Annotated in this window: 23 protein-coding genes and 1 pseudogene; 8 read left to right on the plus strand and 16 right to left on the minus strand. The window is 68.9% G+C overall.

Annotated features, from left to right (window positions below):
- The 13 genes and pseudogenes from Q5Y72_RS10925 to Q5Y72_RS10985 all read right to left on the minus strand — a co-directional run.
- Positions 1-381 (minus strand): annotated as a pseudogene (locus tag Q5Y72_RS10925) (transposase); the annotation flags it as partial.
- A 736-nt stretch (positions 382-1117) separates the two neighbouring features.
- Positions 1118-3007 (minus strand): ATP-dependent zinc metalloprotease FtsH, encoded by a 1890-nt coding sequence (gene ftsH / locus Q5Y72_RS10930; RefSeq protein WP_305963458.1) that lies wholly within the window; start codon positions 3005-3007, stop codon positions 1118-1120.
- Between the two features lie 56 nt (positions 3008-3063).
- Positions 3064-4299, minus strand: a complete 1236-nt coding sequence (gene tilS / locus Q5Y72_RS10935; RefSeq protein ID WP_305963459.1) for a tRNA lysidine(34) synthetase TilS — start codon at positions 4297-4299, stop codon at positions 3064-3066.
- A gap of 10 nt (positions 4300-4309) precedes the next feature.
- Entirely contained in the window at positions 4310-5254 is a 945-nt protein-coding gene (locus tag Q5Y72_RS10940; protein WP_305963460.1) for a tetratricopeptide repeat protein, read from the minus strand.
- Entirely contained in the window at positions 5254-5790 is a 537-nt protein-coding gene (gene pal / locus Q5Y72_RS10945; protein ID WP_305963461.1) for a peptidoglycan-associated lipoprotein Pal, read from the minus strand. Before pal ends, Q5Y72_RS10940 begins: the two co-directional genes overlap by 1 nt.
- A gap of 38 nt (positions 5791-5828) precedes the next feature.
- A complete protein-coding gene (gene tolB, locus Q5Y72_RS10950) occupies positions 5829-7148 on the minus strand; it encodes a Tol-Pal system beta propeller repeat protein TolB (protein WP_305963462.1) in 1320 nt (439 codons plus the stop codon).
- A gap of 61 nt (positions 7149-7209) precedes the next feature.
- Entirely contained in the window at positions 7210-8943 is a 1734-nt protein-coding gene (gene tolA, locus Q5Y72_RS10955; RefSeq protein WP_305963463.1) for a cell envelope integrity protein TolA, read from the minus strand.
- 3 nt (positions 8944-8946) lie between these two features.
- The gene (locus Q5Y72_RS10960) at positions 8947-9399 is read right to left on the minus strand and encodes an ExbD/TolR family protein (protein ID WP_305963464.1); all 453 of its coding nucleotides are present in this window, start codon (positions 9397-9399) and stop codon (positions 8947-8949) included.
- A 5-nt stretch (positions 9400-9404) separates the two neighbouring features.
- Positions 9405-10100: a protein TolQ gene (gene tolQ, locus Q5Y72_RS10965; RefSeq protein WP_305963465.1), complete on the minus strand. Its 696-nt coding sequence runs from the start codon at positions 10098-10100 to the stop codon at positions 9405-9407.
- A gap of 88 nt (positions 10101-10188) precedes the next feature.
- Positions 10189-10635 (minus strand): tol-pal system-associated acyl-CoA thioesterase, encoded by a 447-nt coding sequence (gene ybgC, locus Q5Y72_RS10970; protein WP_305963466.1) that lies wholly within the window; start codon positions 10633-10635, stop codon positions 10189-10191.
- A gap of 10 nt (positions 10636-10645) precedes the next feature.
- Entirely contained in the window at positions 10646-11266 is a 621-nt protein-coding gene (locus Q5Y72_RS10975; RefSeq protein WP_305963467.1) for a hypothetical protein, read from the minus strand.
- A 99-nt stretch (positions 11267-11365) separates the two neighbouring features.
- Positions 11366-11992, minus strand: coding sequence for a CoA transferase subunit B (locus Q5Y72_RS10980; RefSeq protein WP_305963468.1), 627 nt, complete (start codon positions 11990-11992; stop codon positions 11366-11368).
- A complete protein-coding gene (locus Q5Y72_RS10985; RefSeq protein WP_305963469.1) occupies positions 11992-12696 on the minus strand; it encodes a CoA transferase subunit A in 705 nt (234 codons plus the stop codon). The genes Q5Y72_RS10980 and Q5Y72_RS10985 overlap by 1 nt, the downstream gene beginning before the upstream one ends.
- Before the next feature lie 192 nt (positions 12697-12888).
- On the opposite strand from Q5Y72_RS10985, the gene Q5Y72_RS10990 reads away from it, so the two are divergent.
- A complete protein-coding gene (locus Q5Y72_RS10990; protein ID WP_305963470.1) occupies positions 12889-13230 on the plus strand; it encodes a hypothetical protein in 342 nt (113 codons plus the stop codon).
- Between the two features lie 21 nt (positions 13231-13251).
- Positions 13252-13428, plus strand: a complete 177-nt coding sequence (locus Q5Y72_RS10995; RefSeq protein ID WP_305963471.1) for a prephenate dehydrogenase dimerization domain-containing protein — start codon at positions 13252-13254, stop codon at positions 13426-13428.
- A gap of 8 nt (positions 13429-13436) precedes the next feature.
- On the opposite strand, the gene topA is transcribed toward Q5Y72_RS10995, so the two are convergent.
- The 3 genes from topA to tldD form a co-directional block, all read right to left on the minus strand.
- Entirely contained in the window at positions 13437-16166 is a 2730-nt protein-coding gene (gene topA, locus Q5Y72_RS11000) for a type I DNA topoisomerase (protein ID WP_305963472.1), read from the minus strand.
- A gap of 186 nt (positions 16167-16352) precedes the next feature.
- Positions 16353-17525: a DNA-processing protein DprA gene (gene dprA, locus Q5Y72_RS11005; RefSeq protein WP_305963473.1), complete on the minus strand. Its 1173-nt coding sequence runs from the start codon at positions 17523-17525 to the stop codon at positions 16353-16355.
- A gap of 74 nt (positions 17526-17599) precedes the next feature.
- Positions 17600-19021, minus strand: a complete 1422-nt coding sequence (tldD, locus tag Q5Y72_RS11010; RefSeq protein WP_305963474.1) for a metalloprotease TldD — start codon at positions 19019-19021, stop codon at positions 17600-17602.
- Between the two features lie 209 nt (positions 19022-19230).
- Between tldD and coxB the strand changes: the two genes are divergently transcribed.
- The 6 genes from coxB to Q5Y72_RS11040 all read left to right on the plus strand — a co-directional run bounded on the left by coxB (position 19231) and on the right by Q5Y72_RS11040 (position 23456).
- Complete coding sequence (coxB, locus tag Q5Y72_RS11015; protein ID WP_371930810.1) at positions 19231-20118, plus strand: cytochrome c oxidase subunit II; 888 nt, start codon at positions 19231-19233, stop codon at positions 20116-20118.
- 37 nt (positions 20119-20155) lie between these two features.
- Entirely contained in the window at positions 20156-21073 is a 918-nt protein-coding gene (cyoE, locus tag Q5Y72_RS11020; RefSeq protein ID WP_305963475.1) for a heme o synthase, read from the plus strand.
- Complete coding sequence (locus Q5Y72_RS11025) at positions 21073-21312, plus strand: cytochrome c oxidase system small membrane protein (RefSeq protein ID WP_305963476.1); 240 nt, start codon at positions 21073-21075, stop codon at positions 21310-21312. The genes cyoE and Q5Y72_RS11025 overlap by 1 nt, the downstream gene beginning before the upstream one ends.
- Complete coding sequence (locus tag Q5Y72_RS11030) at positions 21309-21872, plus strand: cytochrome c oxidase assembly protein (RefSeq protein WP_305963477.1); 564 nt, start codon at positions 21309-21311, stop codon at positions 21870-21872. The genes Q5Y72_RS11025 and Q5Y72_RS11030 overlap by 4 nt, the downstream gene beginning before the upstream one ends.
- Positions 21873-21898: 26 nt before the next feature.
- Complete coding sequence (locus Q5Y72_RS11035; RefSeq protein WP_305963478.1) at positions 21899-22699, plus strand: cytochrome c oxidase subunit 3; 801 nt, start codon at positions 21899-21901, stop codon at positions 22697-22699.
- An 85-nt stretch (positions 22700-22784) separates the two neighbouring features.
- Positions 22785-23456 carry an SURF1 family protein gene (locus Q5Y72_RS11040; RefSeq protein WP_305963479.1) on the plus strand — a complete coding sequence of 224 codons (672 nt, stop codon included), beginning with the start codon at positions 22785-22787 and terminating at the stop codon, positions 23454-23456.
- The last annotated feature ends 2 nt before the right edge of the window (positions 23457-23458 follow it).

Consider the following 23458-nt stretch of genomic DNA (forward strand, 5'->3'; position numbering starts at 1 on the left):
GCGACTGCTCCACCAGCCGGATGATTTCAAGCCTTTCAGCGGCAGGGTATCTCATTCGTGGTCGCCCCCCAGCCCCGGTCGTGTTTTTTTGAGCAGACGGTTTTCAAGGCTCAGATGGGCCAACAGTTCCTTCAGTGCCAAAGCCTCGGCACGCAGATCTTTCACCTCGCCTGTATTCGCCTGGCGGGCCGTATCACCGGCCAGCCGCTTCTTGCCGGCCTCGAGGAATTCCTTCGACCAGCTGTAATACAGGCTTTGGGCGATCCCTTCCTTGCGGCACAGCTCGGCAAAGCTGTCTTCGCCACGAAGGCCAGACAGCACGATTCGGATCTTCTCCTCGGAAGAATGCAATTTGCGCGTCGCGCGCCGGATATTCTTCACGACCTAATCGGCAGGGGCCTTCGTCGTCACGGGTTTCGCTGACGCGGTCCTTCGGTTCTTCATCATCTTCAACTCCAGCCGGCGTAAAGATGAGCCGCAAACCCTCCGCTACGCAATCACGCCAGACTGTTCCATGGGCGCTGATGCCGTAAAGTCGCGCCTCCCGTCCCGCTCCATGGCTCTAGCCTTCTTTCCAAAGAAGAGTTTGCCACAGCCATCTCGCCCAATCCCGGCGTGGAACGCCTTGACCTGCGCATCGGCGATCGCGGGGTTCTTGCGGGACCCGCGCCCCAACATGCCCGACGCGCCGTCGAGCAGGGCCGTTTCCCTGATGAATGATCGTTGGATGCATGCCGAACCGGCTCGCCACCTCGGCGGCGGCTTGCTCGCTCTCCAAGGCGTCCAGCGCGACCTTCGCCTTGAATCCAGAGGCATGATATGTGCGTTTGGAGCTGTCTGATCTTCGTCTCGTCGAGGATCAGCGGACTGCACCTTATCACTTGTGCCAAGGGGCGATCTTGGGGGGGCAGCTTGGTGCTCTCGAACAACCGGACGACAGGATGCAGGACAAGACGGCTTCCGCAAGCTCCATGCCGAAACAGTTGCCGCTCAGCCTGCGACGGGCGCCTGGCCTCTGTCCGTTGCGCCGGCACAACCCGACCGGGGGCATCGCGCCGCCGGCGAATTCTCCGGCAGGGCCCTCGTGTTGGTCGGGCAATTCCGCCGGGCACAGCGATCACGCAGGCGCGGGATCGCCTTCGGGAGTAGGCTTGCCGGATTTCGGGATCGCCGTAACGGACGGGATGGCACTCCCCGGTGTATCGTCGTCGCCGCCGAGCGCCTCGCCGCGGATCACCTTGCCGATTTCCTCGCCGGTCAGGGTCTCGTACTCCAGCAGGCCCTGGGCGAGGCGTTCGAATTCCTCGTTCTTCTCGAGGAGGATGCGGCGGGCGTCCTGGTAGCCCTCTTCGATCAGGTCATAGACCTCCTGCTCGATCAGTTCCTTGGTTGCGGCCGAGATCGAGAAGCCGCCGGTATTGCCGTTATAGCCCTCATGCGCCTCGGCGTAGTCGATGTTGCCGACCTTGTCGGACATGCCCCAGCGCATCACCATCGCGCGGGCCAGCTGGCTGGCCTGCTGGATGTCGCCGGCCGGGCCGTTCGACACGCCTTCCTCGCCATATTTGATGATCTCGGCCGCCTTGCCGGCCATCGTCATCGCCAGTTTCTGCTTGGCCTCGTCCTTGTGGAAGTTCAGGCGGTCCATCTCGGGCAGGCTGACCACCATGCCCAGGGCGCCGCCGCGCGGAATGATCGTCGCCTTGTAGACCGGATCGCATTTCGGCAGCGACAGGCCCACCACGGCATGGCCGGCCTCGTGATAGGCGGTCTTTTCCTTCTGTTCCGGCGTCAGCACCATGCTGCGCCGTTCGACGCCCAGCATCACCTTGTCCTTTGCGTTCTCGAAATCCTCCATCGCGACAAAGCGGCGGCCGATCCGGGCGGCCATCAGCGCGGCCTCGTTCACGAGGTTCATCAGGTCGGCGCCCGAGAAGCCCGGCGTCCCGCGCGCGATGATGCGCAGGTCGACATCGGGGCCGACCGGCACCTTGCGGGCATGGACCGAAAGGATCTTCTCGCGGCCCTTGATGTCGGGGTTCGGCACATGGATCTGGCGGTCGAATCGGCCGGGGCGCAGCAGGGCCGGGTCAAGCACGTCCTTGCGGTTGGTCGCGGCGATGATGATGATGCCTTCGTTCGCCTCGAAGCCGTCCATCTCGACCAGCAGCTGGTTCAGCGTCTGTTCGCGTTCGTCATTGCCGCCGCCGATGCCGACCCCGCGCGAGCGGCCGACGGCATCGATCTCGTCGATGAAGACGATGCAGGGGGCGCTTTTCTTGGCCTGCTCGAACATGTCGCGGACGCGCGATGCGCCGACCCCCACGAACATCTCGACGAAATCGGACCCCGAGATGGTAAAGAACGGCACGCCGGCCTCGCCGGCGATGGCGCGGGCCAGGAGCGTCTTGCCGGTTCCCGGAGGGCCGACCAGCAAAGCGCCCTTCGGGATCTTGCCGCCAAGGCGGCTGAACTTCTGCGGGTTGCGCAGGAATTCGACGATCTCCTCAAGCTCTTCCTTGGCTTCGTCGATGCCGGCCACGTCGTCGAAGGTCACCCGGCCGTGCTTTTCGGTCAGCAGCTTGGCACGCGACTTGCCAAAGCCCATCGCGCCGCCCTTGCCGCCGCCCTGCATGCGGTTCATGAAGAAGATCCAGACGCCGATCAGCAGGATGAAGGGCAGCCAGACGCCCAGCATCGACATGAAGCCGGACTGCTGCTGCTTGACGACCTTCACGTTGATGTCCTTGGCGATCAGCCGTTCGGTGATCTCCTCTCCCATCGGCCTGACCGAGGCGTATTGCTGGTTGTCGGTGCCGGTGATCATCAGATCCTCGCCATCGATGGTGACGGCGCTGACCTGATCGTTCTCGACCCGCTCGATGAAGTCCGAATAGCTGATCTGGCGACTGTTCATCTGCGCGGTGCCATCGCTGAACAGGTTGAACAGCGCAAGGATCATCAGGAACAGGACGACCCAGAAGGCCAGGTTTCGTGCGTTGCCCAAGATGACTCCTCCGGCGGCATGCGGTTGTGCTGAAAATAGGGATTATCGCCGCAGGTTCAATGCGCCATCACCAGCCTGCGGAATTCTGCCGCGCCCCGGACCGGCCACAGCCGATGGCCGGCCGCGGATCGCAGCAGCGGGGCGGCGACCAGCCGCTGCCCCTCGCGGATCGCCGGGCTTGCGGCCGCCTCGTCCCGGGTCAGCCCCGCGCCGCGCCAGGGCTGCTGCGACAGGCCCTGCAGACCAAGCGCCGTGACCTGCTGGCCGGGGCGCAGACCCTCGACCTGCCAGCGGTTGTCCCAGACGGGGCCGGTGCTGGCCGGGGCGCGGGCCGCGGCGGCGGGTTCGCGCATGATCCGCAGCCGGTCGCCACTTGGCTCGATCAGCGCGCCGTCCAGCGTCACCCGGCTGCCGGCGGCCAGGGCCGCCAGCGCGTGCAGCACCGTCGCGCGGCGCGGCGGATAGTCGGCGCCGGTGATCCAGCGGCAGGCCGCGACCAGCAGGCGGCGCCGGATTTCCGAGGGGGCATCGCTGAACGGGCGGCGGGGCAGGATGATGCTGCCCTGCGCGACGATCGCGTCCTCGGCGGCGGCGGCTGCGAAATGCGACAGCGCGTCGCGGGCCTCGCCGATATGCGTCGCGGCACGGGCCAGCGCGGCGCTGTCGAGGCCGCATTCCGCGATGGCGCGGCGGATGCGGATGCGTTCGAAATCGGCGTTCTCGTTGCTGGCGTCGTCGATCCAGCCGATCCCGCGGGCAGACAGCCAGTCGCGCAGTTCGGCCCTGCCGACCCCCAGCATCGGGCGCAGCCACTGAACGCCGAAGGCGTCGCGCCATTCCGCCATCGCGGCCAGCCCGTCGATGCCCGACCCGCGCGCCAGGCGCATCATCAGGGTTTCGGCCTGATCGTCGGCGGTATGGCCAAGCGCCACGGCCCGCAGGTCGTTGCGCTGCGCCCAGCCCGACAGCAGCCGCAGCCGCGCATCGCGGGCCGCGGCCATCAGGTTGCCGGCCTCGGTATCGCGCCGCCACAGCAGCGTGACATGCGGCAACTCCAGCGCCTTCGCGGCGCGGGCAACGCTGCGGGCCTCGTCGCCGCTGCCGGGGCGCAGGCCGTGATCCACGGTGGCCACCAGTACCCGCCGGCCGCGGGCCCAGTCGGCCAGCACATGCATCAGCGCGACCGAATCGCCGCCGCCCGAGACGGCGACCCCAAGCGCGGGCAGGTCGCCCGCCAGCCGGTCCAGCGCGGCGCGGATACGGGCGGCCGGGTCGGGCGCGGGGCGGTTCACGGCAGCGCGGTCACTGATGCTCGGTCAGGTCGGCGGCGGCCTCGGGGTCCAGATCGCCGAAGTCGGCGCCCTCGGGCAGGGCAGCGTTGGGGGCCACGCCCTCCAGCTGCGCGCTGGCGCAGTCCATCACGGTCATGCGCCGCTCGGCCTCGGCGGCAGGTTCGCTGCCTGGAAAGCGCGCGGGAATTTCGGCGAGATAGAGGCAGGAGGCCATCGGATCGCCATCGGCCGCGATCACCCGCGCGATGCCCAGAAGGCTTTCCGCCGCGCGCGGCCCGTCCGGCGCGGCGGCAAATCCCTCAAGCCAGGCCGAAGCCGCGGCCTTGGGGTCACCCGCGCTGTCCAGTGCTGCGCCGCGCAGGAACAGCGCCTCGGCGGTCAGCGGCCCACCGGCATGGGTTTCGGCAACCGCGCCGAACATCTCGGCCGCGGTGCGGAAGTCGCCATTCGCCAGGGCCTCGCTGGCGCGGTCGAAATCCGCCTGTTCTCCGGCCGTGGTCGCCGCCGCGCCCGAGGGCCGCGCCGGCCGCGCCGAGGGTTGCACGGGGGAAAGCTGTGGCACGGTGCCGCCGCCTTGGGCCAGCCCGCCCAGATCGGGCGTGATCAGCGCGCCCAGATCGCAGGTTTCGTCCATCTCGCACAGCCGGAATTCGATGTCGCCGATGCGGCGGGTGCCATCCTCGACGATCCGGCCGACCCTGTTCTGCAACTGCTCGATCCGGTCGGTCAGCTGCATCAGCCGCGCCTCCATCGCGTTCATCCGGTCGATCGCGCCGTCGCCCCCGGCCGCCTGAAACCCGGCCGCGCCCGAGGCCACCAACTCGCCACGCAGCGACTGCAATTCGTCGCGCAGGCTGTAAAGTTCGGCCTTCAGGTCGGCCAGCGTGGGTTCCTGCGCGGCGACGGGCAGGGCCAGGAATCCGGCCAGCAGCAGCGCCGCCAGACGACGTGCCATCACGATCCGGCCCCGCTGTCGCTGACCACGGTAACCACCCGCCGGTTCTGGGCATAGCAGGCCTCGTCCGAGCAGGTCTCGGCCGGGCGTTCCTTCCCGAAGCTGAGCGTGCGGATGCGGCCGGCCGCGACTCCCTGCGCAATCAGGTATTCCTGCACCGCACCGGCGCGGCGGGCGCCAAGAGCCAGATTGTATTCGCGGGTCCCTGTCTCTTCCGCATGGCCCTGCAGGACGGCCGAGAAGTTCTGGTGGCGGTTCAGCCATTCGGCCTGCCGCGCCAGGATGGCCCGCGCGTCCGCGCCCAGCGTGGCTTGTTCGGCGCCGAACAGCACCGTATCGCCGACCTGCGTGCTGAAATACTGCGCGGTCGCCTCGGCGCCCAGGGTGCCCCCCGCAAGATCGCCCTGATACAGCGCCCCGGCCCCGGTGTTGGCGTAGGGATCGACCACCTGCGGCGCGGTCGGCGCAGGCGGTTGGGCGCAGGCGGCCAGGGCCAGCAGGCAGGCGGCGGAAACGGGCTTCATCCAGGCAGTCATCGCGGCATCCTTCGGGCGATTCTCGCTTCGGGCGATCCTTACGGCATCAACGGTCCCCAAGAGGGGTCCGATGCGGCAAAGTCAAGGTCAAGGGGCCGCATGTTGCGGCCGGTGATATCGACGGAGTGCAGCTTGGGCTGACCATTTCCGCCCGGAGCGACGCGGGTGAACATCACCACGCGGCCATTGGGCGCCCAGGTCGGACCCTCGTCAAGGAAAGATTCGGTCAAGTTCTTCTCATCCGATCCGTCGACCCGCATCACCCCGATGTGAAAGCGTTCGCCAAGCTGCCTGGTATAGGCGATCAGGTCGCCCTTGGGCGACCAGGCCGGCGCGCCATAGCGTCCCTCGCCAAAGCTGATGCGCGCCGGCTCGCCACCGTCGAGGCCGACCACATACAGTTGGGGCGTGCCCGAGCGGTCGGATTCGAAGACAATGCGCTGGCCGTCCGGGCTGAAGCTGGGCGACGTCTCGATCGAGGGGCTGTCGGTCAGCGGCCGCTGCGCGCCGGTGGCCGAATCCATCAGCCAGATGTCGGTATCGCCGCCCTTTTCCAGCGAATAGGCAATCCAGCGGCCATCCGGCGAATAGCGCGGCGCAAAGGCCATGCTGTCGCCTCCCTGGGTCAGCGGCCGCGAGGTCACGCTGGCCACGTCCATCACCCGGATCTGCGGAAAGCCGCTGTCAAAGCTGGTATACAGCAGTGACTTGCCGTCCGGCGAGAAATAGGGCGCCAGCACCAGAGACGCGCTGTCGGTCATCCACAGGATGTTGGCGCCGTCGTAATCCATCACGCCGATCCGCTTGATCCGGGCGCTTTTGGGGCCGGTTTCCTGCACGAAGGCGACCCGGCTGTCGAAATAGGGGGTCTCGCCGGTCAGGCGGGCATAGATCTGGTCGGCGATCTTGTGCGCCGCGCGCCGCCAGTCCGCGGCGCGGGCGTCAAACTGCATCCCGTCGCCCTGAGGCTGCCCCGCGAACACGTCGAACAGCCGGAACTTGACGCTGATCTGCTCGCCCGCGCCGGTAACCTCGGCCGCCACCAGTGCCTGCGCGTTGATCGCGCGCCAGTCGTCATAGGCGACCGCGGCGTCGAAGCTGTCGGGCCGCGCGATCATCGCCTCGGACGGGATCTCGCGGAAGAGCCCGGTTCCGGTCAGATCGTCGGCCACGACCTGCCGGATGCGTCCGGCGATCTCGGCGTCCCCGTGGAAGGCGGGAATGGCAATCGACATCGGCTCGACCACCCCGTCGGTGATCTCGATGCGCAGCGGCGCATCCTGCGCCTGTGCGCGCGGCGCGGCCAGCGGCAGGGCGGTCAGGCCAAGGGCAAGGGCGATCGTCAGGTGGCGGAGCATGAGGTCCTCTCTAGCCGGAATGGCGGCAGGTCGAAAGCCGAAGCTGCGGGCGGTGCGGCGCTCATTCGAAGCCGATCCCGTCGGGGCGGAAATCGACGATGACCTGGCGCCACCGGCCATATTTCCCGGCAGGCAGCGGATAGCCGTCGCGACCGCACATGATGATCGCGCGGCGGGCGACCTCGAACGCGTTCTGGGCGGCCGCCTGCGATCCGCCGCGCTGGTCGACCAGTCGCAGGCTGGCCGGGTCGGGCCGGCCGTCGGGCGTCAGGCGGAACTCGATCGACACGTCCATCCGGGCAGCCTCCAGCGACAGCGCGCCGATGTTCCAGCAGTCCCGGATCGCCATGCGGAAGCCCTCGCGCTCGGCCAGCGACAGGGGCTGGCCCAGCGGTGCCTCGCCGTTCGCCTGCGGGTCTGCCGCGCTGCTCTGGTCGGCATCGGGCAAAGGCACGGGGGTGATCGGGCTGGGCGCCAGTTGCAGCGGGTCGGGCGCCGGCTGCGGCTCGGCACTTGCCGCCTCGCCCTCGCTCAGCGCCCCCGCAAGGGCGGCGGCCAGCGGATCCTGCGCCGCCGATGCGCCGTCGCCGCCCTCGATGCGCTGGCGGCTATCGCCGCCCGTCGCGGCGCTGGCGGCGGGCGACGCGCCACCAGCCTGTTCCTGCTGCGCCTCGCGCAGGGCGTCCTCGAGGGCCTGGCGGTCGGCCGCCGCGGCTTCCTCGGCCCGGCGCTGCGCCTCGGCCTCCGCGGCGGCGCGCTCGGCCGCCTGCCGCTGCTGTTCGGCGCGTTCGGCCTCGACCCGCTCGGCCTCGACCCGCTCGGCCTCCATGCGTTCCGCCTCGAGACGCTCGGCTTGGGCACGCGCCGCCTCCGCACGCTCGGCTTCGGCACGGTCTGCCTCTTCGGCGCGGCGCCGGTCCTCGGCCACCCGCTCGGCGGCGGCACGGCGTTCATCCTCGGCTGCGGCTGCGGCTGCCGCCTCGGCGGCGCGGCGTTGCTCTGCCTCGGCGGCTTCGGCCTGACGCTGTTCCTGCTGTCGCCGCGCGGCTGCCTCGGCCTCGGAGCGGGCGGCAGCAGCCTGTGCCTCGGCGGCTGCCGCGGCCTCGGCCTGTGCAGCCTCTGCCGCCGCGCGCGCAGCCTGTTCCGCGGCCTCGCGCTCGGCCTGTTGCGCGGCCTGTCGTGCCGCCAGCCGCGCGGCGCGGGCCGCCACCAGCCCCTCGGGGCGTTCGACCGGCCTGGCCGCGCGTTGCAGAGCTAGGGCCGAGGCCGGAGCGACCGGCTGGGCGGACTGGTCCTGCACCGGGGCCGCCGGCACGTCCGGGCGGGCGGGCACCGAGGGCGCCGCCGTCGCGGCCGGGGCGGCCGGCTCGGCCTCGACCGGCTGGGGTGCGGCGGGGGCGTCTGGCAGGGCGCTGGCCACGCTGACCGGCTCTTGCGGCGCGAAATCGCTGAGATCGGGCTGCGGTTCGGCCTCGGCCGGGGCGGCCAGCTCTTGTGCGGGGTCGGCGGCATCCGGGGCGCTGGCCGCGGCGGGGGCAGCGCCCGCCGCCTCGCCCGTGGCCGGTTCGCGCAGGTCGGGCAGGCTGGTCGCCTCGCCGCCGACCGGGCCGGCGCCGCGCGAGGCAGCGGCATAGGCCTCGAATTCGGCGCCGCTCATCGTGGCGACCTCGGTCATCCGCACGGGGGTCGAGGGCTGGGGGCGAAACAGCACGCCGCCCAACAGCGCCCAGAGGATCAGCGCCAGATGCGCCACCCCCGAGACCCAGTAGCCGATGCGCCCTTCGCGGCCCTGCATGGATCAGCCATCCATGCGCGGTCCACCGGTATCGGTGACCAGCACGATATTGGTGTATCCGGCGGCGTTCAGCGCCCCCATCACCTGAACCACGCGCGCATAGGGAATGGTGCCGTCGGCGCGCAGGAAGATGCGGTCGGTCTGGCGTTCCTGCAGCACGGCGCGCAGCCTGCCCACCACCTCGTCATCGCCGACCGGCTCGTTCATCAGTTGCACGCTGCCCTCGGCCGGGATCGAGATCACCAGCGGCTCCTCGGGCTCGCTGGGGACCGCCGTCGCGGCGGTGCGCGGCAGGTTCAGCGGTACGCCGGCGGTCATCAGCGGCGCCGCGACCATGAAGATCACCAGCAACACCAGCATCACATCGACGAAGGGCGTGACGTTGATCTCGGACATGGGCGCGTTGCGCCGGCGCCCGCGCCCCTTGCGACTGACGCGCTTGACGACATCCGCCATCGGCCTCAGGCCTCGCCGTCAAGCTGGCGCGACAGCAGGGTCGAGAATTCGTCCGCGAAGGCCTCCCAGTTGCCGACCACGCGCTCGGCGTCGCCCGACAGCTTGTTGTAGAACACCACCGCCGGGATCGCCGCAAGAAGCCCGAGGGCGGTGGCCAGGAGCGCCTCGGCGATGCCCGGCGCGACCACGGCGAGGCTGGTGTTCTGCGACATCGCGATGCCCTCGAAGGCGGTCTTGATGCCCCAGACCGTTCCAAACAGCCCGATGAAGGGCGCGGTCGAGCCGACCGTGGCGAGGAAGGACAGGCCGCGGAACAGCCGCGTCTCCTCGCGCTGGATGGCGACGTTCATCGCCCGGTCGATGCGCTGCGTTCCGCCGGGGATCAGCCCGCCATCGTCGCGGTGGCTGCGCCGCCACTCGGTCATCCCGGCCGCAAAGATGCGTTCGGATGCCCCCGAGGGCCGGTCGCCGAGCCGGTCGTAGAGATCGTCCAGCGGTTCGCCGGACCAGAACGAGCCGTCAAACCGCGCCGCCTCGCGCCGGGCGGCCGCAAAGGTCAGGATTTTCTGGACGATGATCGCCCAGCCCCAGAACGAGGCGATCACCAGCAGGATCATCACGATCTTGACGGTCAGCGAGGCGCGGGCGAACAGCGCCACCAGCGAGAAATCGAGGGCCTGGGCGGCCTGAATGGGGTCCATGGTCACTGCCTCATCGTCACGGGCCGTTTCGCGGGCCTTCTAGCCCTTAACTAGCAGGGGTTTCATCCCCCGCCGCAACACAATGCCGTCACATATCCGCGCGCGGCCGGTCCGTCGAGCCTGTCTCCCGCCCGCCGGGGGGCGCGCGGTGCAGCGCAGCCGCCAGATCCGGGGGCAGGCGGGTCGGCCGGCCCTGCGCGTCGAGGCAGGCGATGGTCACCCGCGCGGCGAACAGCGTCTCGGTCCCGCGCAGCACCGACTGGGACAGGATGACCCGCGCCGGGCGTGCCTCGGCCAGGTCGGTCGTCACCGTCAGCAGGTCGTCGAAGCGCGCCGGGCGCAGATAGTCGGCCTCGACGCGGCGCACGGCGAAGACCTGCCCGCCCTCGGCCTTCATCGCCGCCTGATCGACGCCCAGATCGCGCAGCCATTCCGAGCGGGCGCGCTCGATGAATTTCAGATAGTTCGCGTAGTAGACGATGCCGGCAAGGTCGGTATCCTCGTAATAGACGCGCAACGCGAAGCGGTGGGGCATGGCGGGCCTTCTAGCCGTGTTCGGGGGCATTTGCGCCGAAGGATGCCGGAGCGGCGGGCTGCGCCGCAAGCCGGGCGGCCAGGCGCAGCGCATGGGCGGGATCGGTCGCGGCGGCGGGCAGCACCGGATCATAGGCGGCGCGGATCAGGCCGGCCAGCGCCGCCGAGGGCGTCACCTCGCGCGCAAAGCTCAGCGCGCTGCGCATCATCAGTGCCTCGGCCAGTTGCGCCGGATGCGCCGTGGCCAGGGCGCCACCAAGACGCACGAAGATCATGCAGGCGCGGATTGCGCTGTCTGGGTCAAAGCGGAACAGCCTGTAGTGGTCGGCGCGGCCTGCCGCCAGCCGCCCCGCCAGGCCGCGCTGGCCGGTCAGGCGGTCCAGATCGGGGATGTCGGCCAATTCGGACCAGTCGCGCATGAAGAACAGCATCAGGTTGCTGCCCATCTCGGGGTCGGTCCCGGCCAGCGGATGCCCGGCATGGGCGAAGCCCGCCCGGATCGCGGCGCGGAAGATGTCCAGGCTTTCCTCGGCAAGACCAAACACCACCGGTGCCACCGGCCGGCCCCAGCGGGCGCACAGGAAGCTGCCATCCTCGCGGGTGAACAGCGCGGCGATCTGATCGGCGGTCACGGCCGGGATCCATCCTCGAAATGCGGGCGGCCCGTGCCATGTCCGGCCCGGGCCGCCCTCGCGTCCCGCCCGCTGGCCGGGACGCGGCAGCCCTGCGGGTCAGTCGACGATCTTCGCCTCGGTGGCGGCGCGGAGCTCGTCCTCGGTGACGCCATCGGCGGTCTCGACGATCTTCAGCCCGCCCGGCACCACGTCCAGAACGCCCAGATTGGTGATGATCCGGTCCACCACGCCGCGCCCGGTCAGCGGCAGGGTGCATTCGCGCAGGACCTTCGATTCACCGGCCTTGTTGGTGTGGTCCATGACCACGATCACCCGGCCGACGCCGGCCACCAGGTCCATCGCGCCGCCCATGCCCTTGACCAGCTTGCCGGGGATCATCCAGTTCGCCAGATCGCCGTTCTCGGCCACTTCCATCGCGCCCAGGATCGCCGCAGCGATCTTGCCGCCGCGGATCATCCCAAAGCTGGTGGCGCTGTCGAAATACGAGGTCCGTGCCAACTCGGTGATGGTCTGCTTGCCGGCATTGATCAGGTCGGGATCCTCCTCGCCCTCGAAGGGGAAGGGGCCCATGCCCAGCATGCCGTTTTCGGATTGCAGGGTGATGTCCTTGTCGCCGACATAGTTCGCCACCAGAGTGGGGATGCCGATGCCCAGATTGACATACATCCCGTCTTCCAGTTCCTCGGCCGCGCGGGCGGCCATCTGATTGCGGTCCCAGGGCATCACGCGGTCTCCTTCTTGCGGGTGGTGCGCTGCTCGATGCGCTTCTCGTGCTGGCCCTGGATGATCCGGTGCACATAGATGCCGGGCAGGTGGATGTGGTCGGGGTCAAGGCTGCCGCGCGGGACGATCTCCTCGACCTCGACGACGCAGACCTTGCCGCACATCGCGGCGGGCGGGTTGAAGTTGCGCGCGGTCTTGCGGAACACCAGGTTGCCGGTGTCGTCGGCCTTCCATGCCTTCACGATCGACAGGTCGGCGACGATGCCGCGTTCGAGGATATAGTCCTGGCCATCGAAATTCTTGACGTCCTTGCCCTCGGCGATCACCGTTCCGACGCCGGTCTTGGTGAAGAAGCCGGGAATGCCGCAGCCGCCGGCGCGCATCCGTTCGGCCAGCGTGCCCTGCGGGTTGAACTCCAGTTCCAACTCACCCGACAGGTACTGGCGCATGAATTCGGCGTTCTCGCCGACATAGGACGAGATCATCTTGCGGATCTGGCGGGTGTCCAGCAGCTTGCCGAGGCCGAAGCCGTCCACGCCGCAATTGTTGCTGGCGATGGTCAGGTCCTTCACGCCCGACTTCACCAGCGCGTCGATCAACAATTCGGGGATCCCGCACAGGCCGAAGCCGCCGGCGGCGATGAACATCCCGTCCTTCAGAAGGCCGTCAAGGGCCTCGTCCGCATTGTCAAAGACCTTCTTCATCGGTCCCCCCTGCTGATGATAACGTCCGGGCAAGTCATGGCCCGCAGGGCAACCCGTGTCAATCGCGCCACACCCTGTTAGCGCCATGACTTGACATGCGGCCGCCGCTGCGCGCGTCACGCGCGCATGAACCGCATCCATGCCGCCCTTCGTGCCGATTGCCGCCCGCCGCCATGGCGGCGGCGGCATTCTGTGGACCGCGCAGGACCCGGCGGTCGAGGACAGGCAGAACCCCTTCCCGCGCAAGCCCAGGCAGATGCTGCGATTTCCCCTGAATTCGGCGGCATCATCATCGGCTTCGGCGCCTTCTGGCCGCTGATCGCCCGCGCCCTGCGCCTCTGCATCGGCGATCCGGCGGTGTCTGGCAGCGATCTGCCGCCGAGCGATCTGCGCAGCACCGCGTGCTGCCCCTTGGTCATCCTCGCGGTGCCGCTGGCGCAGGTCGGGGCGGCCTTGCGGGGCATCGCGCCGCATCTTGCGCTCGGCGCGCCGGTCGTCACGCGGCATCGGTCAAGATCGCCCCGGCGGCGCTGATGCGGCAGGTGCTGCCTGCGCGTGCTGACGACGACGCCCGACCAGCATGATCGCGACATGGCCGTGGTGCAGGGGCTGACCCATCTGGTCGCGCGGGCGCTGGCCGCGGTCGGCCCGTTGGCCGACCGGCTGACGATCGCCAGCTTTCGCGCGCTGGCCAAGGCCGCGCCGATCGGCGGCGGCGCGGGGCCCGCCTAGTCGGCCTCCTAGCCGGGTGCCTTGCCGGTCGCCTTCGCCGTCGATCGGGCAGCCGCCTTGCCCGCGGCTGCCTTCTTCGCCGCCGGCTTCTTCCCGCCCGCTTTCCCGGCAGCGGGCTTTTTGGCCGCGGCAGATTTCGCCGCAGGCTTGCGCGCGGCCTTGGCCGGCGATTTTGCCGCTTTTGCCGCAATCAGTTCCAGCGCCTGATCCAGCGTGAGATCCTCGGGCGTGACATCGCGCGGCAGCGTCGCATTGACCTTTTGCCATTTGACATAAGGGCCATAGCGGCCGTTCATGACCTGGATTCCGCCCCCGTCGGGATGCTCGCCCAGGTCCTTCAGCGGTGCGGCTGCGGTGGCCCGTCCGCGGCTCTGCTTGGCGGCCAGAACCTCGACCGCGCGGTTCATGCCGATGGTGAACACCTCGTCGGCATCCGGCAGGTTGGCGTATTTCGCGCCATGTTTGACATAGGGACCATAGCGGCCGATCCCCGCCTCGATCAGTTCGCCATCCTCGGGATGCGGCCCGACCGGGCGCGGCAGCGACAGCAGCTGCACCGCGCGGTCCAGATCCAGCGCGGCCGGGTCCCAGCCCTTCGGGATCGAGGCGCGCGGCGGCTTCGGGGTCTCTTCGCTGGCCTCGCCGCGCTGGACATAGGGGCCGAAACGCCCGGTCTTCAGGCTGATCTGGTCGCCCGCGTCGATGCCGAGGATGCGGTCGCCCACCGGCTCGTCGCCATCCGGCGCCGAGAGCGGGCGGGTATAGCGGCATTCGGGATAGTTCGTGCAGCCGATGAAGGCCCCGCCCGAGCGCGCCGTCTTGAGATTCAGCCTTCCGGCACCGCAGACCGGGCACAGCCGCGGATCGCCGCCATCCGCCCGCGGCGGATAGAGATGCGGTGCCAGCGCGTCATCGATCGCCTCCAGCACCTCGGTGATGCGGAGTTCGGACGTGCCTTCCAACGCCTTTGAAAAATCTTTCCAGAAACGGCCCAGAACCTCGCGCCACATCAGGTCGCCAGCGCTGATCTCGTCCAGTTCGTTTTCCAGATCGGCGGTGAAGTCATAGCTGACGTAGCGCGGGAAGTATTTCAGCAGGAAGATGGTCACCAGCCGCCCCTTGTCCTCGGGGATCAGCCGGTTCTTGTCCTTGCGGACATAGTCGCGGTCCTGGATCGTGGTGACGATGCTGGCATAGGTCGAGGGGCGGCCGATGCCCAGTTCTTCCATGCGCTTGACCAGGGTCGCCTCGGTATAGCGGGGCGGGGGCTGGGTGAAATGCTGACGCGCGGCCGTCGATGCGGCGTCGTTCACCAGCAATCCCGGCGCAGCGCGCTGACCGGCCGGCGCGGCCGGTGCGTCATCGCCCTTCTCGGCGGCCTTCGCGAACTCCGTCTCGAAGGCAGTGGCGACCAGCCGAGCCGCCTCGCCCTCGGCGATCGCGGGCAGGCGGGCGCCATCCTCGCCCTCCTCGTCGTCGCGGCCCTGATCGTAGACGCGCAGGAAGCCGTCGAACAGCATCACCTGGCCGGTTGCCCGCAGGCCGACCTGACGGTCCGGGCTTTCGATCTCGACCGTGGTGCGCTCCATCCGGGCGGCTTCCATCTGGCTGGCGATCGTCCGCTTCCAGATCAGGTCGTACAGCTTGCGCTGGTCATCCGCCGCGACCTTCAGCCTGTCGGGCGACAGCATCATGTCGGTCGGCCGGATGCATTCATGCGCCTCTTGCGCGTTCTTGGCCTTGTTCCTGTACATGCGGGGCGATTTCGGCAGGTACTCCTCGCCGAAGCGGGCGCGGATCGCATCGCGCGCGGCCATCACCGCCTCGGGCGCCATGTCGATGCCGTCGGTCCGCATGTAGGTGATCAGCCCGGCCTCATACAGCCGTTGCGCCGCGGACATGCAGGCCTTGGCGCCCATCCCCATCTTGCGGCTGGCCTCCTGCTGCAGGGTCGAGGTCATGAAGGGCGGCCAGGGGTTGCGGCTGGCCGGCTTGGCGGTGACGCTGGCCACCGTCAGGTCGCGGCTTGCCACCGCACTGACGGCCATCGCGGCGGCGTCAGCATCGGCCAGATCGAAACGGTCCAGCTTCCTGCCGGCCAGCGAGACCAGCTGCGCGTCGTATTCCTGCCCGCCCGGCGTCGCCAGGCGCGCGTGGACCGACCAGTATTCGCGCGCCCGGAACGCCTCGATCTCCATCTCGCGATCGACGATCAGTCGCAGGCAGACGGATTGCACCCGGCCAGCCGATTTCGCGCCCGGAAGCTTGCGCCACAGCACCGGCGACAGGTTGAATCCCACCAGATAGTCCAGCGCACGGCGGGCCAGATAGGCGTCGACCAGCGGCTGGTCGATCTGGCGCGGCTGCTTCATCGCATCGGTCACGGCGGCCTTGGTGATGGCGTTGAAGGTGACGCGGTGCACCGCGCTGCCCTTCTTCAGCGCCGGTTGCAGCGCCTCCAGCAGATGCCAGCTGATCGCCTCGCCCTCGCGGTCGGGGTCGGTGGCCAGGATCAGGTTCTGGTCGTCCTTCAGCGCATCCTTGATCGCCTTCAGATGCTTGCGGCTGTCGGCTGCGACCTCCCACTTCATGTCGAAATCCTGGTCGGGATCGACGCTGCCATCCTTCGGGGGCAGGTCCCGCACATGGCCGAAACTGGCCAGCACGCGATAGTCGCCGCCAAGATATTTCTCGATGGTCTTGGCCTTGGCCGGGGACTCGACGACGACGACAGGCATGTGCACCTCGGGGGACCGTTCAATGGGGCGGCAACATGGGTGCGGGGCGGGGCACTGTCAACGGCCCCTGAATCCCCGTCGCCAAGGGCCGGTGCCAGCGGCGGCGCCCGAAAGCGCCGCGCCGGCCGCCCGCATGGGGCGCGCCGGCGCGGCCTGGGTGGTCAGCGGGGCAGGCCCGGTCGCTGCCTATCCCAGCGCCAGCCGGCCGCCTGCCAGGCGGGTCAGCCGGCCCTGAAGCTCCAGCGACAGGATGGCGGCGCAGGCGCTTGCCGCCGGCACGCCAAGGTCGCGGATCAGGTCGTTCTCGTCGGTGGGGCTGGGCGTCAGGCGCGACAGGATGCGCGCCTCGAGCTGCACCGGCCCGCCCGCGTCGCGCAAGGCGGCAGGTGCCGCGCTTGCGGTCGGGCGTGCCGCGCGCCCGGCGGCGGGTTCGGCGCCTGCAGCGGCCTCGGCTTCGCGGTCGTCGTTGCGATCCAGCGCCTCGACCACATCGGCAGAGCTGCGCACCAGCAGGGCACCGTCGCGGATCAGCAGGTTGCAGCCCGCCGCCCGCGCATCCATCGGATGCCCCGGCACCGCCATCACGTCGCGCCCCTGGTCCAGCGCGCTTTTCGCGGTGATCAGCGTGCCCGAGCGGTGCGCGGCCTCGATAACCACGACGGCGCGCGACAGGCCCGAGATGATGCGATTGCGGGTCGGAAAATGCCGCGCCGCAGGTTCGGTGCCGGGCGGCTGCTCCGAGACAAGCGCCCCCTGTTCGGCGATCTGCGCGGCGAGGATCACGTTTTCGGCAGGGTAAATCACATCGACGCCGCCGGCCATCACCGCCACCGTCCCGGTGGGCAGGGCAGCGTTGTGGGCGGCGGTATCGATGCCGCGCGCCAGCCCGGCGATGACCGTGCAGCCGGCCTCGCCCAGACCCGCCGACATGCCCCGCGCCATCCGCAGCCCCAGCGAAGATGCGTTGCGCGCGCCGATCACCGCGACCGGCTGGCGGGTCAGCCAGGCGGGATCGCCGCGCAGCCACAGCACCGGCGGCGCGCCGTCGATCTCGCGCAGCGAGGCGGGGTAGTCGGGCGAATCGCAGCGGATCAGCCGCGCACCGGCCTTGCGGCCCGCCGCAAGTTCGGCCGCCGCGACGCCTTCGGGGCAGACCTCGTAATCGGCGATGCCGGCCGCCGCCGCGATGTCGGGCAGCGCGTCCAGCGCCGCGGCGACGCTGCCATGTTCCTCGACCAGGCGGTGGAAGGTCGCAGGACCGACCCGCCTGGACCGGATGAGACGCAGAAAGCCAAGGTCGTCATCCTTGGCGGTGGGGAGGGTGTTGGTGGTGCCGAAGGGAAGGTAACCGGTGTCCATGGCGTGTCTCCGTCTCATCCGGACTCCGGCATAGCGCAACAGTGGTTAACGCTTGGTTAGCGGGGGCGAAGATTTCACGCCGCCGAGCCGCCGACCGTCAGCCCTCCGATCAGCAGCGTGGGCTGGCCCACGCCGACCGGGACCCATTGGCCCTGCTTGCCGCAATTGCCGATGCCGGGGTCCAGCGCCATGTCGTTGCCCACGGCCCGCACCTGCCGCAGCGCGGTCGCCCCGTCGCCGATCAGCGTGGCGCCGCGGATCGGATCGCCCACCACGCCGTTGCGGACCCGGTATGCCTCGGTACAGGAGAACACGAACTTGCCGTTGGTGATGTCGACCTGGCCGCCGCCGAAGCCCACCGCATAGATGCCGTCGGCCAGGTCCGCGAGGATCGCGGCCGGGTCTGCCTCGCCGCCGGGCATGTAGGTATTGGTCATCCGCGGCATCGGCGCATGGGCAAAGCTTTCGCGCCGGCCGTTGCCGGTGGGCGCCACGCCCATCAGCCGCGCATTCTGGCGATCCTGCATGTAGCCCACGAGGATGCCGTCCTCGATCAGCACGTTGCGGGCCGGGGGGGTGCCCTCGTCGTCCACGCTGATGCTGCCGCGCCGGTCGGGGATGGTGCCGTCGTCGATCACCGTGACGCCCGGCGCCGCGACGCGCTGTCCCATCAGCCCGGCGAAGGCCGAGGCCTTCTTGCGGTTGAAATCGCCCTCGAGCCCGTGGCCGACCGCCTCGTGCAGCAGGATGCCCGGCCAGCCCGGCCCAAGGACCACATCCATCACCCCCGCCGGCGCCGGGACCGAGCGCAGGTTGACCAGCGCGATCCGCAGCGCCTCGTCGACCGCCGCCTGCCAGTGCGCGGGCTGCATCAGCCCGGCCAGCGAGACCCGCCCGCCGCCGCCATGGCCACCGCTCTCGCGGCGGTCGTTGTTCTCGACGATGACCGCGACATTCAGTCGCGCCATGGGCCGGATATCGGTGACCAGGCCGCCCTCGGGGCGCAGGATCGCGACCTCCTGCAGCGACGAGGCGATCGAGGCCGTCACCTGCACCACCCGCGGGTCGCGGCTTCGGGCGTAGTCGTCGATCTCGCGCAGAAGGGCGATGCGCCGGGCCACCGGGATGCCCTCGGCGGGGTCGGCGTCGGCATAGAGCGGGTGCCGGATCAGCGTCGCGGGCGGTGCCATGCTGCCGCCTCCATCGCCCACGGCAAGGCGCGCGGTGCGGGCGGCGCGGCGCAGCGATTCAGCCGTGATTTCCGTGGAATGCGCGTATCCCGTCACCTCGCCGCGCACCGCGCGCAGGCCAAAGCCCTGTTCGGCCGTATAGCCCGAACTGCGCAGCCGCCGGTCGTCGAAGACCAGCGTCTCTGACACCGAGCGTTCCAGGAACAGCTCGCCATCATCGGCGCCGGCCACCGCCTCGCGCAGGATCGCAAGCGCCTGGTCGCGATCCAGAAAATGATCGAAGGGCGCAAAGCGGTCGCGGCTCATCGGGCAGTCTCCTTGCTGGCGGGCTGGGGATGTCGCGCGGCGCGGCGGTCTGCCCGAAAAACGCGCTTCCGTCCCAGGTATCCCTTGCCCGAGAGCACGAGATATGGTCTTAGAACGGACCATGTAAAAGGGAAAGGGGCAGCCTTGCGGCGGCCCTTGCGGCCGTTTCGGCCGGGCCAACGGAACGGGATGGAATGATGGCAAAAGCGATGATTCGCCACGCAGCCGGAACAGCGGCGCTGCTTGCGACCGGGGGAATGCTGGCCGGCGCGGCCTGGGCGCAGGACGTGCTGGGCGACCTGCCCACGATCGGCAAGCCCGTCGCGAAGGGCACGGGCTTCCAGCCCGCCGTGACCGAGATCGCCCGCGACCAGCAATGGCTGGATCACTTCGTGCTCATCATCATCGCCGTCATCACGGTCTTCGTCTGCGCCCTTCTGCTGATCGTGATCTTCCGTTTCAACAGCCGTGCGAACCCGGTTCCGGCCAAGTTCACCCACAACACCCCGATCGAGATCGCCTGGACGCTGATTCCGGTGCTGATCCTCGTGGTGATCGGCGCCTTCTCGCTGCCCGCCCTGTTCCGCAGCCAGGAAATGCCCGAGGACCCCGATGTCGTCATCAAGGCGATCGGCAACCAGTGGTACTGGTCCTACGAATATCCCGACAATGATCTGGGCTTCGATTCGCTGATGCTGGCGAAGGAAGAACTGGCCGATGCGGGCTACGCCGAGGATGAATACCTGCTGGCCACCGACACGGCCGTGGTCGTGCCCGTCGGCAAGACCGTGCTGCTGCAGGTGACCGCCAACGACGTGATCCACAGCTGGACCATTCCGGCCTTCGCCATCAAGCAGGACGCGGTTCCCGGCCGGATCGCGCAGGCCTGGTTCAACGTCGAGCGGGAGGGCGTCTATTTCGGCCAGTGCAGCGAACTGTGCGGCATCAACCACGCCTACATGCCGATCGTCGTGAAGGCCGTCAGCCCCGAGGTCTATGCCCGCTGGGTGACCGAACAGGGCGGCACCCTGTCCGAGGACCAGCTGGCCCGCCTCGGCGTCGAGGGCGCGGCCGTCGAACTGGCCCAGGCAGAGTGACCGGCCCGGGACACAGGGCCGTGGGCAGGACCGCGCGATGACCGAGATTCACGCATACGAAGGTGCCCCCGAGGCCGAGTTCCGCGACTATGTCGCGTTGCTGAAGCCGCGGGTGATGTCGCTGGTGGTGTTCACGGCCTTTGTCGGGCTGTGGGTCGCGCCCGGCGACATGCATCCCTTCGTGGCCTTCTGTGCGGTGCTGTTCATCGCGCTGGGCGGCGGGGCCTCGGGCGCGCTGAACATGTGGTATGATGCCGACATCGACGCGGTGATGCGCCGCACCCGCAGCCGGCCGGTTCCCTCGGGCCGGGTGACGGGCGGCGAGGCCCTGGGCCTTGGCCTCGTGTTGTCGGGCCTGTCGGTGATGATGCTGGGTCTTGCGGCAAACTGGTTCGCGGCCGGCCTCCTGGCCTTCACGATCTTCTTCTACGCGGTGATCTACACGATCTGGCTGAAACGCTGGACACCCCAGAACATCGTCATCGGCGGTGCGGCGGGCGCGTTTCCCCCGATCATCGGCTGGGCCTGCGCCACCGGAGGCGTGGGGATCGAGCCGCTGCTGATGTTCGCGCTGATCTTCTTCTGGACGCCGCCGCATTTCTGGGCGCTGGCGCTGTTCATGAAAGAGGATTACCACAACGCCGGCGTGCCGATGCTGACCGTGACGCATGGCCGCCCCGCCACCCGGCGCCACATCTTCGCCTATACGCTGGTCCTGGCGCCCTTCGCGATCTGGCTGGGCCTGACCTCGGTCGGTGGGCCGATCTACCTGGCGGTGGCGATCGTGGCGAACATCCTGTTCATCCATGGCGGCTGGCGCATCCTGCGGCGCGACGAGCAGGCGGCGGTCGCCGATGGCTACCGGGTCGAGAAGCAGGTGTTCCGGCTGTCGCTGTATTACCTGTTCGTTCATTTCCTTGCCCTGCTGGTGCAGGGCTGGGCGGGGGCTTGGTGATGCCGATGCAGGCCGAACACGAGCTTCATGGCCGCCGCCGCTCGCGCAATGTCGGGCTGGGGCTGGTGCTTGTGGCCTTCGCGGCGCTGGTCTTCGGACTGACCGTGGTGAAGGTGCGCCAGGGCGACATGATGGAGGCCTTTGACCATCAGCCGCGTGTCTCGGCCCTGCCGAAGGAGGCCCTGGCCCCTGCTGGCTCGGCCGCCGGTGTGACCCCGGCGCCGGAGGCGTCGGAATGACCCGCGAGACCCGCACCGTCGCGGCCCTTGTCGGGGTCGTGGTCACGATGGGCGCGCTGGCCTGGGCGGCGGTGCCGTTCTACAACTGGTTCTGCCGGGTGACCGGCTTCGGCGGCACCACGCAGGTGGCGGACTCGGCGTCCGAGGTGGTGCTGGACGAGGTGGTCCGGGTGCGTTTCGACGCCAATGTCGAGCCCGGCCTCGACTGGACCTTCCGGCCGATGCAGACGCGGATGGATCTGAAGATCGGCGAGAACGGCCTGGCCTTTTATGAGGCGATCAACAACAGCGACGAGCCGATCACCGGCACGGCGAGCTACAACGTCGCCCCCGAGGTGTCGGGCTATTACTTCGACAAGATCCAGTGCTTCTGCTTCAACGAGCAGACGCTGCAGCCCGGCGAACGCGTCGAGATGCCGGTCAGCTTCTATGTCGATCCAGAACTGGTGAACGACCGCGACGCAGGCTGGGTCAGGGACATCACGCTGTCCTACACCTTTCACCGGACCGAGCCGAAGCAGGCGGCGCTTGACGCCGCGCCGGCCGATAACGTCAACTGATCAAGGAAGCCGACGGGGACCCGCACATGGCGCACGCAAAGAACCACGACTACCACATCCTGCCGCCCTCGATCTGGCCCTTCATCGGTGCGATTTCGGCCTTCATCATGCTGTTCGGCGCGGTGATGTGGATGCAGGACAGCGGCCCCTGGATGTTCCTGATCGGCTTCGTCGGCGTGCTGTACGTCATGTACAGCTGGTGGGCCGACGTGATCCGCGAGGGCGAGACCGGCGACCACACCCCGGTCGTGCGGCTGGGCCTGCAATACGGCTTCATCCTGTTCATCATCTCCGAGGTGATGTTCTTCGTCGCCTGGTTCTGGAACTGGTTCAAGAACGTCCTTTATCCGATGGGTCCGGAAAGCCCGATCAAGGACGGCGTCTGGCCGCCCGAGGGCATCGTGACCTTCGATCCCTGGCACCTGCCGCTGATCAACACGCTGATCCTGCTGCTGTCGGGCGTCGCCGTCACCTGGGCCCACCACGCCTTCGTCCATGAGGGCGACCGCAAGACGGCGATCAACGGCCTGATCGTCGCGATCGTGCTGGGCGTCGCCTTCTCGGCCCTGCAGGCCTATGAATACAGCCACGCGGCTTTCGGCCTCGCCGATACTGCCTATGCCAGCGCCTTCTATCTGGCGACCGGGTTCCACGGGCTGCACGTCATCATCGGCACCATCTTCCTCGCGGTCTGCCTGTTCCGCTTCAAGAGCGGCCAGATGACCCAGACCCAGCATGTCGGCTTCGAGGCCGCGGCCTGGTACTGGCACTTCGTCGACGTGGTCTGGCTGTTCCTGTTCGGCGCCGTCTATATCTGGGGCAGCTGACCGCGCCCCATCTGCCTGTGACGCGCGGGGCCCGTTCCCCGCGCGTTTTCGTTTTGCCCGCTTGCACAGACCAGGTTCCCGCACCATGCGCCGCTATCTGTTTCCCGCGATCCTCGGTATTGTCGGATGCGCCATCCTCATCAGCCTCGGGCTGTGGCAATTGCGGCGGCTGGACTGGAAAGAGGCGATGCTGGACCAGATCCGCGCGCGGATCGAGGCGCCCGCGGTCGCGCTGCCCGATCGCGTCGATCCGTCGATGAAATACATGCCGGTGACCGTCACCGGCACCACCTCGGGCGCCGAGATCGACGTGCTGTCGGGCAGCAAGGAACAGGGCGGCGGCTATCAGGTCGTGTCGCGCTTCGTCACCGATGACGGCCGCGCGATCCTGCTGGACCGCGGTTTCGTCCCGCAGGAGCTGCGCCGCGCCGAACGGGGCCCGACCCGGCTGCGGGTGCGCGGCAACCTGCACTGGCCCGACGAGGCCGGCAGCGCCACCCCCGCGCCCAATCTTGACGAGAACATCTGGTTCGCCCGCGACGTGCCGGCGATGGCCGCACAGCTGGATACCGAGCCCGTCCTGGTGGTCGCAAGCTTCGTCGAGGGCGACGCGCAGGGCGTTCAGCCGGTCCCCGTCGCCATCGAGGGGATCCCCAACAATCACCTCTCCTACGCCGTGCAGTGGTTCCTGATCGCCGCCACATGGGCAGGGATGACAGTGGCGCTGATCTGGCGTATCAGGCAGCGGAAATACTGAAG

It is taken from the genome of Paracoccus spongiarum (assembly GCF_030732095.1).
GTDB classification, from domain to species: Bacteria; Pseudomonadota; Alphaproteobacteria; order Rhodobacterales; family Rhodobacteraceae; genus Paracoccus; species Paracoccus spongiarum.

What these genes read in the sequence shown, in the direction of transcription:
- Q5Y72_RS11030 (WP_305963477.1), top strand. Translation starts at nt 21,309, where the DNA reads ATGACCCGCGAGACCCGCACCGTCGCGGCCCTTGTCGGGGTCGTGGTC.
- Q5Y72_RS11035 (WP_305963478.1), top strand. Translation starts at nt 21,899, where the DNA reads ATGGCGCACGCAAAGAACCACGACTACCACATCCTGCCGCCCTCGATC.
- Q5Y72_RS11040 (WP_305963479.1), top strand. Translation starts at nt 22,785, where the DNA reads ATGCGCCGCTATCTGTTTCCCGCGATCCTCGGTATTGTCGGATGCGCC.
- Q5Y72_RS10960 (WP_305963464.1), bottom strand. Translation starts at nt 9,399, where the DNA reads ATGGCGGATGTCGTCAAGCGCGTCAGTCGCAAGGGGCGCGGGCGCCGG.
- Q5Y72_RS10985 (WP_305963469.1), bottom strand. Translation starts at nt 12,696, where the DNA reads ATGAAGAAGGTCTTTGACAATGCGGACGAGGCCCTTGACGGCCTTCTG.
- tolQ (WP_305963465.1), bottom strand. Translation starts at nt 10,100, where the DNA reads ATGGACCCCATTCAGGCCGCCCAGGCCCTCGATTTCTCGCTGGTGGCG.
- topA (WP_305963472.1), bottom strand. Translation starts at nt 16,166, where the DNA reads ATGCCTGTCGTCGTCGTCGAGTCCCCGGCCAAGGCCAAGACCATCGAG.
- tolA (WP_305963463.1), bottom strand. Translation starts at nt 8,943, where the DNA reads ATGCAGGGCCGCGAAGGGCGCATCGGCTACTGGGTCTCGGGGGTGGCG.
- dprA (WP_305963473.1), bottom strand. Translation starts at nt 17,525, where the DNA reads ATGGACACCGGTTACCTTCCCTTCGGCACCACCAACACCCTCCCCACC.
- Q5Y72_RS10940 (WP_305963460.1), bottom strand. Translation starts at nt 5,254, where the DNA reads ATGGCACGTCGTCTGGCGGCGCTGCTGCTGGCCGGATTCCTGGCCCTG.
- Q5Y72_RS11025 (WP_305963476.1), top strand. Translation starts at nt 21,073, where the DNA reads ATGCCGATGCAGGCCGAACACGAGCTTCATGGCCGCCGCCGCTCGCGC.
- tldD (WP_305963474.1), bottom strand. Translation starts at nt 19,021, where the DNA reads ATGAGCCGCGACCGCTTTGCGCCCTTCGATCATTTTCTGGATCGCGAC.
- tolB (WP_305963462.1), bottom strand. Translation starts at nt 7,148, where the DNA reads ATGCTCCGCCACCTGACGATCGCCCTTGCCCTTGGCCTGACCGCCCTG.
- pal (WP_305963461.1), bottom strand. Translation starts at nt 5,790, where the DNA reads ATGACTGCCTGGATGAAGCCCGTTTCCGCCGCCTGCCTGCTGGCCCTG.
- ybgC (WP_305963466.1), bottom strand. Translation starts at nt 10,635, where the DNA reads ATGCCCCACCGCTTCGCGTTGCGCGTCTATTACGAGGATACCGACCTT.
- cyoE (WP_305963475.1), top strand. Translation starts at nt 20,156, where the DNA reads ATGACCGAGATTCACGCATACGAAGGTGCCCCCGAGGCCGAGTTCCGC.
- coxB (WP_371930810.1), top strand. Translation starts at nt 19,231, where the DNA reads ATGATTCGCCACGCAGCCGGAACAGCGGCGCTGCTTGCGACCGGGGGA.
- Q5Y72_RS10980 (WP_305963468.1), bottom strand. Translation starts at nt 11,992, where the DNA reads ATGCCCTGGGACCGCAATCAGATGGCCGCCCGCGCGGCCGAGGAACTG.